Consider the following 16,397-nt stretch of genomic DNA (forward strand, 5'->3'; position numbering starts at 1 on the left):
CGCGCGGCACGCGGCAGGGAGCGCCCCCTCTCACCGGGCCTCCCCGACGCGGAAGGACGATGAGGCTGACGGGAAACCCCAAACCCTCCCACCGCTTCCGGCCGGCCCGGATCCCGTCTTTCCCGTGGGTTCCGCCGCGCTGGGCGGGCCGGTCCCGGTCCGGTCCCGAGGGGGCGGCGGGTGGGCAGCCACCGGCCCGGGGTGGAGCGCGAGGGGGCGAGGGCCCCGCACCCGCGGGAACCCGCACCGCCCCCCGCGTCACAGGTGGGCTGCAACCCCCGGACGCCCGGGACAGGCCCCCACCCGGCCCTCGTAGAATCGCCGGGTGGACACGACCCTGGATGACCCCCTCGTCGGGCAGACGCTCGACGGCCGCTACCGCGTGGACGCCCGCATCGCGGCCGGCGGCATGGCCACGGTCTACCGGGCCGTCGACACCCGCCTGGACCGCGTGCTCGCCCTGAAGGTGATGCACCCGGCCCTCGCCGCCGACCCCGGCTTCGTCGACCGGTTCATCCGTGAGGCGAAGTCCGTGGCCCGCCTGGCCCACCCCAACGTCGTGGCCGTCTTCGACCAGGGCACGCACGGCCCGTACACGTACCTCGCCATGGAGTACGTCTCCGGCTGCACCCTGCGCGACGTGCTCCGCGAGCGCGGCGCGCTCCAGCCCCGCGCGGCCCTCGACATCCTCGAACCGGTGCTCGCCGCCCTCGGCGCCGCGCACCGCGCGGGCTTCGTGCACCGGGACATGAAGCCCGAGAACGTGCTGATCGGCGACGACGGCCGGGTCAAGGTGGCCGACTTCGGGCTGGTGCGGTCCGTGGACTCCGTGACCAACACCACCGGGTCCGTCCTCGGCACCGTCTCCTACCTCGCGCCCGAGCAGATCGAGAACGGTGTCACCGACACCCGCGTGGACGTCTACGCCTGCGGCGTCGTCTTCTACGAGATGCTCGCCGGCTCCAAGCCGCACACCGGGTCCAACCCCGCCCAGGTGCTCTACCAGCACCTCAACGAGGACGTCCCGCCCCCGTCCGCCGCCGTCCCCGGGCTGCCCGCCGCGCTGGACGAGCTCGTCGCCCAGGCCACCGCGCGCAACCCCGATCTGCGTCCCTACGACGCCGCCGCGCTCCTCGGGCTGGCCATGGACGCCCGTGCCCGGCTCGGCGACGCAGAGCTGGACGCCGTACCGCCGCAGGCCCGGGCAGCCGAGCGGACCGCCGCCGAGGACCGCACCAGCGTGATCCCCCGCCCGGTGCCCTCCCACGGCTCCCGCAGCTCCCACGGCTCGCACACCTCGCACACCTCGCACGCCTCGCACGCCGAGCCCGTGTCCCACACCTCCCGGCTCGCCTCTCCGCCCCTCCCCCCGGCGCCGGCACCGGCCGCCTCGCGGATCCGCCGCCCCGGCGTACTGCTCACCGTGCTCGGCGTCCTGCTCTGCCTCGGCCTCGGTACGGGCGTCTGGTACATCAGCTCCGGCCAGTTCACCAAGGTCCCGAACCTGCTCGGGAAGACCGAGGCGGAGGCCAAGTCCCAGCTGTCGGCTGCCGGGCTCGGGGTGAAGCGGGTCGACCGGAAGTTCAGCGCGGCCTTCGACAAGGGGACCGTGATGAACACGGACCCCGCCGGCGGCAAGCGCATCCGCGGCAACGGCGCGGTGACGCTCACCATCTCGCGCGGCCCCGAGGTCATCATGGTTCCCGACCTCAAGGGCAAGCCCCTGGAGGCCGCGAAGGCCGAGCTGACCTCGGCCGGCCTGACGCCGGGCGCCGTCACGCAGGCCTTCAGCCAGGACGTCGCACAGGGCTCGGTGATCAGCACGGACCCGGGGGGCGGCCAGAAGCGGGCACTCGACACCCTGGTCGCGATGGTCGTCAGCAAGGGCCGCCCGGTGCCGGTCCCCCGCGTCACGGGCAGCTCCCTCGACCAGGCCCGTTCCACCCTGGAGGGCCTCGGCCTGAAGGTGGAGACGGCCCCCGAGCAGGTCAACTCCCCCTCCCCCGCCGGTACGGTCGCCAACCAGTCGATCGGCGCCGGCACCCAGGCCGCCGCGGGCGACACCGTCACCCTCACCGTATCCAAGGGCCCCCGCCAGATCCCGGTCCCGGACGTCACCGGCCAGGAGGCCGACGCCGCCCGCGCGACCCTGGAGGGGCTGGGCTTCACGGTCAAGGTCGACAAGCCCTTCCTCTCCTTCAGCAACACCGTCGAATCCCAGTCGGTCCCCGCGGGCCAGAACGCCGCCGAGGGCAGCACGATCACCATCAGGACCAAGGGGCTGTAACAGCACGCCATGAACAACAATTCAACGGGCCGCAATCCAGTCGGCGGGCACGTGCCCGTCGCGGGCGGGCTCGCCTCGGTCGGGCTGGCGTACGCCCGCGAGATGGGGGCCGAGGCCGTCCAGGTCTTCGTCGCCAATCCGCGCGGCTGGGCCACCCCGGTCGGCAATCCGGCGCAGGACGAGCTGTTCCGCGAGGCCTGCGGGGCCGAGGGGATCCCGGCCTACGTCCACGCCCCGTACCTGATCAACTTCGGCTCCCACACCGAGGCGACCGTCGAGAAGTCCGTGGAATCGCTGCGGCACTCGCTGCGCCGGGCCCGTGCGATCGGCGCGCTCGGGGTGGTCGTGCACACCGGCTCGGCGACCGGCGGGCGACCGCGCGAGGCGGCGTACGCGCAGATCAGGGAGCACATGCTGCCGCTGCTGGACGAGCTGACGCACGACGACGACCCGTTCCTGCTGCTGGAGTCCACGGCCGGGCAGGGTTCCTCGCTGTGCTCGACCGCCGAGGAGTTCGGCCCGTACTTCGACGCCCTCGACCGCCATCCGATGCTCGGGATCTGCCTCGACACCTGCCACATCTTCGCGGCCGGGCACGATCTGGCCGAGCCGGGCGGGACGAAGCAGACCCTTGACCTGCTGGTGGACACGGTGGGCGAGGGCCGGCTGAAGCTGGTGCACGCCAATGACTCCAAGGAGGGCGTGGGCGCCCACAAGGACCGGCACGAGAACATCGGGCAGGGCCACATCGGCCGGGACGCCTTCGCCGAACTGTTCACGCATCCGGCGATGGAGGGCGTACCGCTGATCACCGAGACGCCCGGCGGCAAGGAAGGGCACGCGGCGGACGTGGCGCTGCTGAAGGAGCTCCGCGAGCTCGGCTGACCTGTCGAGGAATACCCCAGGGGGGTATATGGTTTCTGTCATATCGACCGACAGAGCCGCTATCCGGCGTTCCTCGCCAGGGGGTTGTCATGGAACACGCGCACGAGCAGCAGCACGGACACCAGCACGACCACGACCACGGCCACGGTCACAGCCACGGTCACAGCCACGACGACGGTCACGGTCACGGCCACACCGCCGCCGGTGGCGGGAAGGTCACCTGGGCCGCCGCCGCGCAGGCCACGCTCCACTGCCTCACCGGGTGCGCCATCGGCGAGGTGCTCGGCATGGTCATCGGCACCGCGCTCGGCTGGGGGAACGCCGCGACGTTGGCCCTCGCCATCACCCTCGCGTTCTTCTTCGGCTACGCGCTCACCCTGCGCGGGATCCGCGCCGCCGGCCTGGACTTCCGTACGGCCATCCGGGTGGCGTTGGCGGCGGACACCCTGTCGATCGCCGTCATGGAAGTGGTCGACAACGGGGTGATCCTGCTCTGGCCGGGAGCCATGGACGCGATGCTGTCGGACGCGCTGTTCTGGACGGCGCTCGCGATCGCCTTCGCGGTGGCCTTCGTCGTCACGACGCCGGTCAACAAGTGGATGATCGGCCGCGGCAAGGGCCACGCGGTGGTCCACCAGTACCACCACTGACCCACCGAACCGATGAGCTAAAGCTCGGGGCCGTCCCCCGGCTCCTCCTGGTACGAGTAGCGCTGCTCACGCCAGGGGTCGCCGATGTTGTGGTAGCCGCGCTCCTCCCAGAAGCCACGGCGGTCGGCGGTCATGTACTCGATGCCGCGGACCCACTTGGGGCCCTTCCACGCGTAGAGGTGCGGCACGACCAGCCGGAGCGGGAAACCGTGCTCGGCGGTGAGGAGTTCGCCGCCCTGGTGGGTGGCGAAGACGGCCCGCTCGGAGGCGAAGTCCGCGAGGCGCATGTTGGAGCTGAAGCCGTACTCGGCCCACACCATCACGTGCGTGACCTGCGGGGACGGCGGAGCGAGGGCGAGGACCGTGCGGGCGAGCACGCCGCCCCATTCGGCACCGGTCATGCTGAACTTCGTCACGCAGTGCAGGTCCGCCTCGACGGAGTCGAACGGCAGGGCCGCGAACTCCTCGTGGTTCCAGCAGTGCTTCTCACCGTCGGCCGTCGCGCCGAAGACGCGGAACTCCCAGCGCTCGGGCTTGAACTTGGGTACCGGCCCGTAGTGGGTGACCGGCCAGCCTCGCTGCAACCGCTGCCCCGGGGGAAGCTCCAGTTGCTCTGATCCCGGAGATTCCCGGCTTTCCGGCTGACCCATGTCTCCATGGTGACAGACTTGGCGGGGTGGTCATGACCAGCTTCGCCCGGATTTCGGGCAAGTCACGGTAACTCCCACTAAGGAGGCACTTACTGGACGGCCTCCTGTGGCGGTGCAAGGATGCGCGCACCTGCCCCGTCACATTGCTGTGACATTGCTTTGGAAGGAGCCTCTGCGATGCAGGGCGACCCCGAGGTCCTTGAATTCCTGAACGAGCAGCTGACCGGCGAGCTCACGGCGATCAACCAGTACTGGCTCCACTACCGGATCCAGGACAACAAGGGTTGGACCAAGCTCGCCAAGTACACCCGCGAAGAGTCCATCGATGAGATGAAGCACGCGGACAAGATCACCGAGCGCATCCTGATGCTCGACGGTCTGCCGAACTACCAGCGCCTCTTCCACGTCCGCGTGGGCCAGACGCTGACGGAGATGTTCCAGGCCGACCGGCAGGTCGAGGTCGAGGCGATCGACCGCCTCAAGCGCGGTATCGAGGTCATGCGCGGCAAGGGTGACGTCACCTCGGCGCGGCTCTTCGAGGAGATCTTGGAGGACGAGGAGCACCACATCGACTACCTCGACACCCAGCTGGAGCTCATCGAGTCCATCGGCGAGGCGCTCTACATCGCGCAGCTCATCGAGCAGCCGAGCTAGTCCGTACCGAGCTGGTTCATACCGAGCCGGCCCTTACGGAGGGCGTCCTACGCGGCTTCGGCGAGCTCCGCGCCCGCGGGTACCAGCGGGTCCGCGGCGAGCACGGCGGCGGCGTCGCCCTTCTCCAGCAGCTCACGGCGCGGGCAGGCCCCGCGGCCGAGGAGGCCCTGGATGGTCCGTACACAGGACCCGCAGTCGGTGCCGGCCTTCGTGGCCGAGGCGATCTGGCGGGGGGTGCAGGCCCCGGCGGCCGCGTGGTCCTTGACCTGCTTGTCGGTGATCCCGAAACAAGAGCAGACGTACACGCGGTTCACCTCCCTGGCAGGAATGGTTCGGCGAGCCATCCCCTATTCGGTGAGGCTTACCTAACCATACCCAAACTTAGGGTTCCCTAAAAGAGCCGGGAACGACGATGGGGCGCGGATCACATTCGATCCGCGCCCCATCGGCCGTCACTCGTCGGTTACTCGCACTGCGTCTTTGCCTACTGGTCGCGGTACATCTCGGCGACGAGGAAGGCCAGGTCCAGGGACTGGCTGCGGTTCAGACGCGGGTCGCAGGCCGTCTCGTAGCGCTGGTGCAGGTCGTCGACGAAGATCTCGTCGCCGCCGCCCACGCACTCGGTGACATCGTCACCGGTGAGCTCGACGTGGATGCCGCCCGGGTGGGTGCCGAGGCCCTTGTGGACCTCGAAGAAGCCCTTGACCTCGTCGAGCACGTCGTCGAAACGGCGCGTCTTGTGGCCGGAGGCCGCCTCGAAGGTGTTGCCGTGCATCGGGTCGGTGACCCAGGCGACGGTCGCACCGGAAGCGGTGACCTTCTCGACGAGCTCGGGGAGCTTGTCGCGGACCTTGTCGGCGCCCATGCGGACGACGAAGGTCAGCCGGCCCGGCTCGCGCTCGGGGTCGAGGCGGTCGATGTAGGTGAGCGCCTCGTCCACCGTGGTGGTGGGGCCGAGCTTGATGCCGATCGGGTTGGCGATCTGCGAGCAGAACTCGATGTGCGCGTGGTCCAGCTGACGGGTGCGCTCACCGATCCAGACCATGTGGCCGGAGGTGTCGTACAGCTTGCCGGTGCGCGAGTCCGTACGGGTGAGGGCGCCCTCGTAGTCGAGGAGCAGCGCCTCGTGGGAGGCGTAGAACTCGACGGCCTTGAACTCCGCCGGGTCGGTGCCACAGGCCTTCATGAAGTTCAGCGCGTTGTCGATCTCCCGCGCGAGCTGCTCGTAGCGCTGCCCGGACGGGGAGTTCTTCACGAAGTCCTGGTTCCAGGCGTGCACCTGGCGCAGGTCGGCGTAACCGCCGGTGGTGAAGGCGCGCACCAGGTTCAGCGTGGAGGCCGACGCGTGGTACATGCGCTTGAGGCGCTCGGGGTCCGGGACGCGCGAGGCCTCGGTGAAGGCGAAGCCGTTCACGGAGTCGCCGCGGTAGGTCGGCAGGGTGATGCCGTCGCGGGTCTCGGTGTCCTTGGAGCGGGGCTTGGAGTACTGGCCCGCGATGCGGCCGACCTTGACGACCGGCACGGAGGCCGCGTACGTCAGGACGGCACTCATCTGGAGCAGCGTCTTGAGCTTGGCGCGGATGTGGTCGGCGGAGACGGCATCGAAGGCCTCGGCGCAGTCGCCACCCTGCAGCAGGAACGCCTCGCCCTTGGCGACGGCTCCCAGACGGGCGCGCAGCTGGTCGCATTCGCCCGCGAAAACGAGGGGAGGATACGACTCGAGGTCCGCGACGACAGCGCGCAGGGCCTCGGCATCGGGGTACGAAGGCTGCTGCGCCGCGGGAAGGTCTCGCCAGGTCGCCTTGGAGGCGGGGGCTTGGGTTTCTGCGTTCACGGTCACCCCACACACATTACGGCGTCACACCGCACCTCCCGGTCGCCGACCACTACGTGAGACGGATGTCTCTCCCTGTGTTACTCACCCGTTTACCAGCCCTGGCCGGACCGGTGGGCTAGGGTTCTCGGCATGCACGCGCACTCGAACCAGAACTGGTGGTGGCCCGCTCCCGGCGGCCCACTTCTCGCGCGTACCTGAAGACACGAGCGAAACGAAGGCCGCCCCGAGGGGCGGCCTTCCGTGTTTCTGCTGGAACACCGGGCCGTCCCGCCCTCCGAAACCGGATAGGACGCCCACTCCATGCACGCGCATTCGCACCCGCACCCGCTCCTGAGTCGCCTGCTCGACGACACCTGCCCGCTCTTCGCACTGCTGCGCCGCCGCACGCCCGGCCGCGACCACGACACCGTCGAGGTGCTGATCGGTCCGGTCCACGAGGCCGAGCACCTGGCCGACCTGCCCGTCGGCGAGCGTCCCGCCCTGGCGCTCGTCCCCTTCCGGCAGATGCGGGAGCGCGGGTTCGACGTACGCGACGACGGCACGCCGCTGAGCGTGCTGGTCGCAGAGGAGGCGTACGAGATCCCGCTCGCCGAGGCGCTGGCCGCGCTGCCGGCCCACGAGGTACGGGTCGACGACGGCGGCTTCGACGTCCCCGACGCGCAGTACGCGGACACCGTCCGGCGGGTCATCGAGGACGAGATCGGCCGGGGCGAGGGCGCGAACTTCGTCATCCGGCGCACCTACGAGGGCCGGATCGAGGGCTTCGGCCGCGCGGACGCCCTGGCGCTGTTCCGGCGGCTGCTGGAGGGCGAGCGGGGCGCGTACTGGACGTACGTGGTCCACACCGGGGACCGCACCCTCGTCGGGGCCAGTCCCGAGGTGCACGTGCGGATGTCCGGGGGCACGGTCGTGATGAACCCGATCAGCGGTACGTACCGCTATCCGGCCGGGGGCCCGACGGCCGACTCCCTCCTCACCTTCCTCGGCGACCGCAAGGAGACCGAGGAGCTGTCCATGGTGGTGGACGAGGAGCTCAAGATGATGTGCACGGTCGGGGACATGGGCGGGGTGGTCGTCGGTCCCCGGCTCAAGGAGATGGCGCACCTCGCGCACACCGAGTACGAGCTGCGCGGCCGCTCCTCGCTGGACGTCCGCGAGGTCCTGAAGGAGACGATGTTCGCGGCGACCGTGACCGGATCGCCGGTGCAGAACGCCTGCCGGGTCATCGAGCGGTACGAGACGGGCGGCCGCGGCTACTACGCGGGCGCGCTGGCCCTGCTGGGTCTGGACGCCTCGGGCGCCCAGACCCTCGATTCCCCCATCCTCATCCGCACGGCGGACATCGCTCCCGACGGCGCGCTGCGGGTGCCCGTCGGGGCCACCCTCGTACGGCACTCCGACCCGGCGGGCGAGGTGGCGGAGACGCACGCGAAGGCGGCCGGGGTGCTGGCGGCGCTGGGCGTGCGCCCTGCGGCGGTGCGGCCCTCCTTCAGCGGGCCGCGGCTGGCCGACGACCCCCGGGTGCAGGCGGCCCTGGCGGCACGGCGCGAGGACCTGGCGCCGTTCTGGCTGCGGATGCAGGAGCGGCCGGCGCAGGTGACGGGCCACGCGCTGGTGGTGGACGGGGAGGACACCTTCACCTCGATGCTGGGGCACGTGCTGCGGGTGGCCGGGCTGGAGGTGACCGTACGCCGCTACGACGATCCGGGGCTGCGGGCGGCCGCCCTGACCTGGGACGGGCCGATCGTGCTCGGCCCCGGCCCGGGCGACCCGGCGGACTTCGCCGACCCGAAGATCCGGACGATGCGCGAGCTGACGGCGCAGCTCCTGACCTCGCACCGCGGCGGGCTGCTCGGGGTCTGCCTCAGCCACCAGCTGCTCGCCGCCGAGCTGGGGCTCCCGCTGGTCCGCAAGGCGGAGCCGGCGCAGGGGGCGCAGACGCGGATCCCGCTGTTCGGGGCCGAGGAGGTCGTCGGCTTCTACAACACGTACGCGGCGCACTGCTCCGCGGAGCGGGAGCGGTCCCTGGCCCTGCGGGGCATCGAGGTCTCCCGGGACCCCGCGACGGGTGAGGTGCACGCCCTGCGCTCCGCCTCCGGCGGCTTCGCGGGGGTCCAGTTCCACCCGGAGTCGGTCCTGACCCTGCGGGGTGCGGAGGTCGTCCGCGACCTGATCGCCGCCCTCCGCGCCCCGGCTCCGGCGTAGCCACCGGGGGCGGCGGGGCGCTGCGCGGGCTGAGGTCCCCTACCCGCCCTTCGCCCGTTCCCTGGGGCTCCGCCCCAGACCCCGCGCCTCAAACGCCGGCGAGGCTGGATGTGGCCGACGTGGGCTGGATTGTGCCGCGCAGCGGCACACCCAGCCCGTCCGGCGTTTGAGGACCGGGTCCGGGCAGAGCCCGGGGAACGGTGGAAGGGCGGGTAGGGGACCCCGCTCTGCAGGGCCCACTCACCCGCACCCGCCCACCGGACCCCACGCCGCGACGGCAGGGGCGGCAACCCCGCCCGGCCACCGCCGGACGGAGTTCGGCGCAGCGCCGCGAAGCCGGTAAGGCCCGCCAGGGCCGCACCGCGCGAGCGGCGCGTCAAGAAGGAGAGAGGGTGTTCTCCGAGCGGCGGCCCGCCAGGTAGTCCGCGACGTTGGCGACCGTGGTGTCGATGATCTGGCCCACCGCGTCGCGGGTGTAGTACGCCTGGTGGGAGGTGACGACCACGTTCGGGAAGGTGATCAGCCGGGCCAGGGTGTCGTCCTCGACCACCACCAGGGACTTGTCCAGGAAGAAGAGCCCGGCCTCCGCCTCGTACACGTCGAGGCCCACCCCCGTGAAGCGCCCGGACCGCAGCTCCGTGACCAGCGCGTCCGTGTCCACCAGGCCGCCGCGGCTGGAGTTCACCAGGATCGCGTCGTCCTTCATCGTTTTCAGCGCCTCGGCGCCGATGATGTGGTGCGTGGACTCCAGCAGCGGAACGTGCAGGCTGATCAGGTCAGAGGACGCGAACAGCTCGTCCTTGTCCACGTACTTCATGCCCAGCTCCACGCACACCGGGTTCTGCGCCACGTCCCAGCCCAGCAGGTTCATGCCGAACCCGTGCGCGATCCGGGTGAACGCCTCGCCGATCTTGCCGGTGCCGAGCACGCCGACCGTGCGGCCGCGCATGTCCCGGCCCATCAGGCCGTTCAGCCGGAAGTCGAAGTCCCGCGTCCGGTTCGAGGCGCGGACGATCCGCCGGTTCACCGCCATGGCCAGGGTCCACGCGAATTCGGCCACCGAGTACGGGGAGTAGTACGACACCCGGCTGACGGTCAGGCCGAGCTGCCGCGCGACGTCCAGGTCGATGTTGTTGAAGCCGGTGGACCGCTGGGCGATCATCTTCGTCCCGCCCGCCGCCAGGGTCCGCAGCACCCGGCTGTTCAGGTCCGCGTTGACGCTCGAGGAGACGATCTCGTACCCGGCCGCGATGGGGGCCGTGTCCTCGCTGAGGAAGACGTCGAGGCAGCGCACCTCGTGCTGTCCCGCGAAGGCCCCCTCGATGAGGGGCTTCTCGTCCGCCGTCACCCCGAATGCCAGGATTTCCACGTTCGCTCCCGTACTGCGCGCAAGAATCGGACCATGGGCCGTTTGTCACCTTACGACCCATGCTCCGCGCCCGCGCTCCGGCTCAGCGACTCAGCCGAAGAACACTCCGGCCTCCTTGTACAGCGCCGGGTCCACCGTCTTCAGCTTCGCCGTCGCCTCGGCGATCGGCACCCGCACGATGTCCGTCCCCTTCAGCGCGACCATCTTGCCGAAGTCCCCGTCGCGCACCGCGTCGATCGCGTGCAGCCCGAAGCGGGTGGCCAGCCACCGGTCGAACGCGCTCGGCGTACCGCCCCGCTGGACGTGCCCGAGGACGGTCGTACGGGCCTCCTTGCCCGTCCGCGCCTCGATCTCCTTGGCCAGCCACTCGCCCACGCCCGACAGCCGCACGTGCCCGAAGGAGTCCTTCGTCCCGTCCTTCAGCACCATGTCGCCGTCCTTGGGCATCGCGCCCTCGGCCACGCACACGATCGGCGCGTAGCTCGCCTTGAACCGGGAGCTCACCCACGCGCAGACCTGGTCCACGTCGAAGCGCTGCTCCGGGATGAGGATGACGTTGGCGCCGCCCGCCAGCCCCGAGTGCAGGGCGATCCAGCCGGCGTGCCGGCCCATCACCTCGACGACCAGCACCCGCATGTGCGATTCGGCGGTGGTGTGCAGCCGGTCGATGGCCTCGGTGGCGATGCCGACGGCGGTGTCGAAGCCGAAGGTGTAGTCGGTGGCCGACAGGTCGTTGTCGATGGTCTTCGGGACCCCGACGCACGGGATGCCGTACTCCTCGTAGAGCTTCGCGGCCACGCCCAAGGTGTCCTCGCCGCCGATCGCGACGAGGGCGTCGACCTCGTACTTGGCGAGGTTCTCCTTGATCTGGCGGACGCCGTCGTCCAGTTTGAACGGGTTGGTGCGCGAGGAGCCGAGGATGGTCCCGCCGCGCGGCAGGATCCCGCGGACGGCGGGGATGTCGAGGGGGACGGTGCGGCCTTCGACCGCGCCGCGCCAGCCGTCCCGGAAACCGACGAAATCGTAGGCGTACTCCTGCACGCCCTTGCGCACCACGCTGCGGATCACCGCGTTGAGCCCGGGGCAGTCGCCGCCGCCCGTCAGCACTCCGACCTTCATGGAATTTCCCTTCGCCACAGGGCCCGCTGAGGCCGCGGGGCCCGCATGACGGCCACGCTAGTGGTGACTCAGGTCACAGCAAGGTGCCGGGAAGGGTCAATTCCGGGGGAATTGCGGGGCGTTGCGTACGCCCGTTCACTCGTACGAGCGGCTGCCTCGCCCCCCTGCCCGCCCTACTCGTCGTCGAGGCCCCGCTCTATCGCGTACCGGACGAGCTCCACCCGGTTGTGCAACTGGAGCTTGCCCAGGGTGTTCTGCACGTGGTTCTGCACGGTGCGGTGGGAGATGACCAGCCGTTCCGCGATCTGCTTGTACGAGAGCCCCTTGGCCACCAGCCGCAGCACCTCGGTCTCCCGGTCGGTGAGCTGCGGGGCCTTCGGCTCGTTGGAGGCGGCCGGCGCCGGGTCGGTGGCGAGGCGCCGGTACTCGCCGAGGACCAGGCCGGCCAGGCCCGGGGTGAAGACGGGGTCGCCGGCCGCCGTGCGGCGCACGGCGTCGATGAGCTCCTGGGCGCCCGCGGACTTCAGCAGGTAGCCGGTCGCGCCGGACTTCACCGCTTCCAGGACGTCGGCGTGCTCGCCGCTGGCGGACAGCACGAGCACCCGCAGGGCCGGGTTGGCGCCGACCAGCTCCTTGCAGACCTGGACCCCGGGCATGCCGGGCAGGTTGAGGTCGAGGACCAGGACGTGCGGGGCCGCCGCGCGGGCCCGGCGCACGGCCTCGGGCCCGTCTCCGGCGGTGGCCACCAGGTCGAAGCCGGCGGCGGACAGGTCGCGCGCGACCGCGTCCCGCCACATCGGATGGTCGTCCACGACCATGACCTTGATGCCGCCCAGGTCGTTCTGTCCGCCCGGACCGTGCTGCCCGTGCTGCCCGTTCGACTCGCTCGACTCGTTCAATGGGTGCTCCCCCTCGGTACTTTCAGTTCCACTTCGGTGCCCTGCCCCGGGACGGACACCAGCTCGGCGCTGCCGCCGAGGTCACGGAGCCGGCCCCGGATGGACAGGGCCACTCCCATCCGGCCCTCGCCCTCCGCCTGATCGAGCCGGCCGGCCGGGATGCCCGGGCCGTCGTCCCGGACGGTCACGATCACCTCGTCGCCCCAGTCCTCGACGAGGATCCAGGCGCTGGCCCCCTCGCCCGCGTGCTTGCGCACGTTGTCGAGGGCGGCCCCGACCGCCGCGGCCAGCTCCCGCGCCGCGGGCACCGGCAACGGCACCGGGGTGCCCGGTTCGGCGAAACTCACCCGCGAGCCCGCGTGCGGGGCGAGGAGGGTCCGCAGATCCAGCTCGCCCTCGTCGGCGCCGGGTTCCTCCACCTCGAAGGCGGCCACGATCGCGCCGAGCGCCTCGTCGCGGGAGATCCGGGAGGGGCGGGCCAGTCCGCTGGAGACCAGGGTGCGCAGCGCGACCTCCTGCTCCCCCGCCATCCGGCCCAGCTCGGCGGCTTCCCCGCCCAGTTCGGTGCCGCGGCGCTGGACCATCGCGAGGACCTGGAGGACCCCGTCGTGGATGTCGCGGGCGAGGCGTTCGCGTTCGCGGGTGGCGGCCTCGATCTCCAGGGCGCGGGCCAGGGTGGCCTCACTGGCCCGGGCGACCTCGACGACGTAGCCGATGGCGATGGAGGCCACCCAGACCAGGAGCACGTTGTGCAGGGTGTCCCGGGTGGGCTCGCCGCGCTGGACGAGGTTGGCGGCGGCGACGAAGCTGGAGGCGAAACAGGCCCAGCGCCAGCCGCCCTTGAGGGCGAAGGCGAGGACGGAGCCCGCGGTCCATATCGAGGGGATGGTGGGTCCCCCGTCCGCGATCCGCGCATGGGTGTCCGCGAGCGGGGTGAGCAGGATCCCGACGCAGGCGACGGTGAGGTCGGCGCCCAGGAACCGCTTGGTGCAGCTGGCGGCGTTCGCCACCTTGGGGAGGGTGAGCAGGGTCCAGCCCGCGAGGAAGGCGAGGTAGGAGGCCGCGATCCAGGGGCGGTCGAAGCCCTTGTAGGCGGAGGCGAACAGCAGCGCCGCGTAGACCATGGTGAGCAGCCGGTAGGCCGTCAGGGCACGCCACAGCGGCTGCTCGACCGACATGCGTACGACGCGCTCGCGCTTCGCCATCTCCCCCACCCCGTACGGGCGGTCCCGCCCGTGTGCTGCTACTTGTCGCTGTCCGCGGCGGCCGGGTCGGCCTTCGCGGTGGTTTCGGCGCCGTCCGCCTTGTCGGCCTTCTCGCTCCTGGCGGCGGCCTTCTCCGCGTCGGCGATCTGGCGCTTGGCGGCCGTCGCGTAGATGTCCACGTACTCCTGGCCGGAGAGCTTCATGATCTCGTACATGACCTCGTCGGTCACCGAGCGGAGGATGAAGCGGTCCCCGTCCATGCCGTGGTAGCGGCTGAAGTCCAGCGGCTTGCCGATCCGGATGCCCGGGCGCATCAGCTTGGGCACCACCTTGCCGGGCGGCTGGATCTTCTCCGTGTCGATCATCGCGACGGGGATCACGGGCGCGCCGGTGGCCAGTGCCACCCGGGCCAGACCGCCGGGCTTGCCGCGGTACAGCCGACCGTCGGGTGAACGCGTCCCCTCGGGGTAAATACCGAACAGCTCTCCGCGCTCGATGACGTCGATGCCGCTCTTGATGGCGGCTTCGCCGGCCCCGCGCGCACCCGAACGGTCCACCGGGAGCTGGCCGACGCCCTTGAAGAAGGCGGCCGTCAGCTTGCCCTTGACGCCCGGGGAGGTGAAGTACTCCGCCTTCGCGATGAAGGTCACCTTGCGGTCCAGCACGGCCGGGAGGAAGAAGGAGTCGGAGAAGGACAGGTGGTTGCTCGCGAGGATCGCCGGCCCCTCTGCGGGAATGTTCTCGAGGCCCTCCACCCACGGCCTGAAGGCGAGCTTCAGGGAACCGCCGATGGAGAACTTCATTGCGCCGTAGATCAACTCGAAAGCCTTCCTGTGTCTGTCGAACAGACCTTATCCCCTGGTCGTCCCCGGAGCCGTCCGACGACCCTGGTCGGTGCCACCCCCGTCGCGTACGGTGAAGTCACACAGCGCTACGCACCCCACGCCCCCCTCTAAGGAGACCCTGGTGCCCGTCCTCCCTGGAGCCGAGCCGTTCCGCCACGAGGGCGGAAAGGTCGGCGTCCTCCTCTGCCACGGCTTCACCGGTTCCCCCCAGTCGATGCGGCCCTGGGCCGACCATCTGGCCGCGCAGGGACTGACGGTGTCGCTGCCCCTGCTCCCCGGGCACGGGACGCGCTGGCAGGACATGCAGCTCACCGGCTGGCAGGACTGGTACGCCGAGGTGGACCGCGCGCTGCGGGAGCTGCTGGACAGCTGCGACCAGGTGTTCGTCTTCGGGCTGTCGATGGGCGGCGCGCTGACGCTGCGGCTCGCGGCGAAGCACGGGGACAGCATCAGCGGCATCGTCCTCGTCAACCCGGTCAACAAGATCCACGACCCGATGGCCGTGGCCCTGCCGGTGGTCAAGCACTTCATCCGCTCGACGCCGGGCATCGCGAGCGACATCGCCAAGCCGGGCGCGGACGAGGTCGGCTACGACCGGGTCCCGACCCGGGCCGCGCACTCGCTGCGCAAGTTCCTGCAGATGCTGGACACCGAGCTGCCGCAGGTGACACAGCCGCTGCTGCTGCTGCACAGCCCGCAGGACCATGTGGTGCGGCCGACGGACTCGACGCGGATCCTGGCGCGGGTGTCCTCCACGGACGTCACCGAGACGCTGCTGGAACAGAGTTACCACGTCGCGACGTTGGACCATGACGCGGAGCGGATCTTCGCGGACAGCTACGCGTTCGTCGGGCGGCTGTCGGAGAGCTTGGGCAGGGAGGGGGCGGCCAGCGGTGGCTGAGCACGAGGAGTCCTCCGGGGGTGTTCCCCCGCTGGACGAGGAAGCGGCGTGGGCGGCGATCGTGGCCGGCTACGGCCAGGAGCCCGCGGACCCGCCGGGCGCGAGACCGTTCCGGCCGATCGAGAACCTCCTCCTGCCGGAGGAGGACGTGAAACCGGCGGCCGGCCCGGTGCCCCCGGCCGACCCGGCGAGCCCGGCCTCCCCGGAACCGCCGGCGGCGGCTCTGGGCAGCTCGGTGGTGTTCGCCCCGGGCGTGGGCGGTGCGATCGGGCCGGGTCCGCGGGACCACTCCCTGGCCGACCCCGACGATTCCCCCGAGACCGCGAAGGACGAGGGGCACTTCGTACCCCCGGAGCCCGAGCTGCCGGAGGCGGACGCGACGTCGAAGTTCGCCTGGCTGGCGGTGGTGGGCGGACCGGTCCTGCTGCTCCTGGCGGTGCTGCTCCAGTGGGAGATGACCTGGTGGCTGACGACGCTGGGCGTCGGCGGCTTCCTCGGCGGCTTCGCCACGCTGGTCGCGCGGATGTCCACGGGCGAGGACGAGGACGACGACCCCGGTCGGGGCGCGGTCGTCTGATTTTTTGACGCGCCGCTCGCACCACTCGGCCCTGGCGGGCCTCCTGGGCTTCGCGCCGCTGCGCCGGACTCCGACCGGCGGCTGGCCGGTCGGGGCTGCCGCCACCGCCGTCCCGGCATGGGCCCGGTGGGCGGGTGCGGATGGTTTGGCCCTGCGGGGCAAGGTCCCCTACCCACCCTTCCACCGTTCCCAGGGCCGGCCCTGACCCGGTCCTCAAGCGCCGGACGGGCTGGAGGGGTACCGGGCTGCGCCCGGACCCCTGGGGCTCCGCCCCGGACCCCGCGCCTCAAACGCCGGCGAGGCCGGGTACATCC

15 protein-coding genes are annotated in these 16,397 nt (G+C 71.2%); 7 read left to right on the plus strand and 8 right to left on the minus strand.

What is annotated here, in order from left to right; all coding sequences use genetic code 11:
* Positions 1-325: 325 nt before the first annotated feature.
* The 3 genes from pknB (at position 326) to ACFWBW_RS39635 (ending at position 3,822) form a co-directional block, all read left to right on the plus strand.
* Entirely contained in the window at positions 326-2,287 is a 1,962-nt protein-coding gene (gene pknB, locus ACFWBW_RS39625) for a Stk1 family PASTA domain-containing Ser/Thr kinase (protein ID WP_385384047.1), read from the plus strand.
* Positions 2,288-2,296: 9 nt separating this feature from the next.
* Positions 2,297-3,172, plus strand: a complete 876-nt coding sequence (locus tag ACFWBW_RS39630) for a deoxyribonuclease IV (protein ID WP_385384050.1) — start codon at positions 2,297-2,299, stop codon at positions 3,170-3,172.
* An 89-nt stretch (positions 3,173-3,261) separates the two neighbouring features.
* Entirely contained in the window at positions 3,262-3,822 is a 561-nt protein-coding gene (locus tag ACFWBW_RS39635; protein WP_385384052.1) for a DUF4396 domain-containing protein, read from the plus strand.
* A 17-nt stretch (positions 3,823-3,839) separates the two neighbouring features.
* On the opposite strand, the gene ACFWBW_RS39640 is transcribed toward ACFWBW_RS39635, so the two are convergent.
* Positions 3,840-4,472: a sulfite oxidase-like oxidoreductase gene (locus ACFWBW_RS39640; RefSeq protein ID WP_385384055.1), complete on the minus strand. Its 633-nt coding sequence runs from the start codon at positions 4,470-4,472 to the stop codon at positions 3,840-3,842.
* Between the two features lie 177 nt (positions 4,473-4,649).
* Here ACFWBW_RS39640 and bfr point away from each other — a divergent pair, with 177 nt between their 5' ends.
* On the plus strand, positions 4,650-5,126 hold the full coding sequence (gene bfr, locus ACFWBW_RS39645) for a bacterioferritin (RefSeq protein WP_112446344.1): 477 nt from the start codon (positions 4,650-4,652) through the stop codon (positions 5,124-5,126).
* Between the two features lie 47 nt (positions 5,127-5,173).
* On the opposite strand, the gene ACFWBW_RS39650 is transcribed toward bfr, so the two are convergent.
* Complete coding sequence (locus ACFWBW_RS39650; RefSeq protein WP_266877117.1) at positions 5,174-5,440, minus strand: bacterioferritin-associated ferredoxin; 267 nt, start codon at positions 5,438-5,440, stop codon at positions 5,174-5,176.
* A gap of 170 nt (positions 5,441-5,610) precedes the next feature.
* Positions 5,611-6,975 (minus strand): class II 3-deoxy-7-phosphoheptulonate synthase, encoded by a 1,365-nt coding sequence (locus ACFWBW_RS39655; protein WP_385384057.1) that lies wholly within the window; start codon positions 6,973-6,975, stop codon positions 5,611-5,613.
* A gap of 288 nt (positions 6,976-7,263) precedes the next feature.
* Here ACFWBW_RS39655 and ACFWBW_RS39660 point away from each other — a divergent pair, with 288 nt between their 5' ends.
* Entirely contained in the window at positions 7,264-9,168 is a 1,905-nt protein-coding gene (locus tag ACFWBW_RS39660) for an anthranilate synthase family protein (RefSeq protein ID WP_385384060.1), read from the plus strand.
* A 376-nt stretch (positions 9,169-9,544) separates the two neighbouring features.
* Here the strand turns inward: ACFWBW_RS39660 and ACFWBW_RS39665 are convergent, their stop codons facing one another.
* The 5 genes from ACFWBW_RS39665 to ACFWBW_RS39685 form a co-directional block, all read right to left on the minus strand.
* Complete coding sequence (locus tag ACFWBW_RS39665) at positions 9,545-10,537, minus strand: 2-hydroxyacid dehydrogenase (RefSeq protein ID WP_385384063.1); 993 nt, start codon at positions 10,535-10,537, stop codon at positions 9,545-9,547.
* Between the two features lie 90 nt (positions 10,538-10,627).
* Positions 10,628-11,656 (minus strand): 6-phosphofructokinase, encoded by a 1,029-nt coding sequence (locus tag ACFWBW_RS39670; protein WP_385384066.1) that lies wholly within the window; start codon positions 11,654-11,656, stop codon positions 10,628-10,630.
* A 173-nt stretch (positions 11,657-11,829) separates the two neighbouring features.
* On the minus strand, positions 11,830-12,474 hold the full coding sequence (locus ACFWBW_RS39675; protein WP_385384078.1) for a response regulator: 645 nt from the start codon (positions 12,472-12,474) through the stop codon (positions 11,830-11,832).
* Between the two features lie 77 nt (positions 12,475-12,551).
* Positions 12,552-13,760 (minus strand): MacS family sensor histidine kinase, encoded by a 1,209-nt coding sequence (gene macS / locus ACFWBW_RS39680; protein ID WP_385384069.1) that lies wholly within the window; start codon positions 13,758-13,760, stop codon positions 12,552-12,554.
* A 38-nt stretch (positions 13,761-13,798) separates the two neighbouring features.
* A complete protein-coding gene (locus ACFWBW_RS39685) occupies positions 13,799-14,563 on the minus strand; it encodes a lysophospholipid acyltransferase family protein (RefSeq protein ID WP_385384080.1) in 765 nt (254 codons plus the stop codon).
* 163 nt (positions 14,564-14,726) lie between these two features.
* Between ACFWBW_RS39685 and ACFWBW_RS39690 the strand changes: the two genes are divergently transcribed.
* Positions 14,727-15,506: an alpha/beta hydrolase gene (locus tag ACFWBW_RS39690; RefSeq protein WP_385384072.1), complete on the plus strand. Its 780-nt coding sequence runs from the start codon at positions 14,727-14,729 to the stop codon at positions 15,504-15,506.
* Positions 15,499-16,083: a hypothetical protein gene (locus ACFWBW_RS39695; RefSeq protein WP_385384075.1), complete on the plus strand. Its 585-nt coding sequence runs from the start codon at positions 15,499-15,501 to the stop codon at positions 16,081-16,083. The genes ACFWBW_RS39690 and ACFWBW_RS39695 overlap by 8 nt, the downstream gene beginning before the upstream one ends.
* The last annotated feature ends 314 nt before the right edge of the window (positions 16,084-16,397 follow it).

The organism is Streptomyces sp. NPDC059957, assembly GCF_042730015.1.
GTDB lineage: Bacteria > Actinomycetota > Actinomycetes > Streptomycetales > Streptomycetaceae > Streptomyces.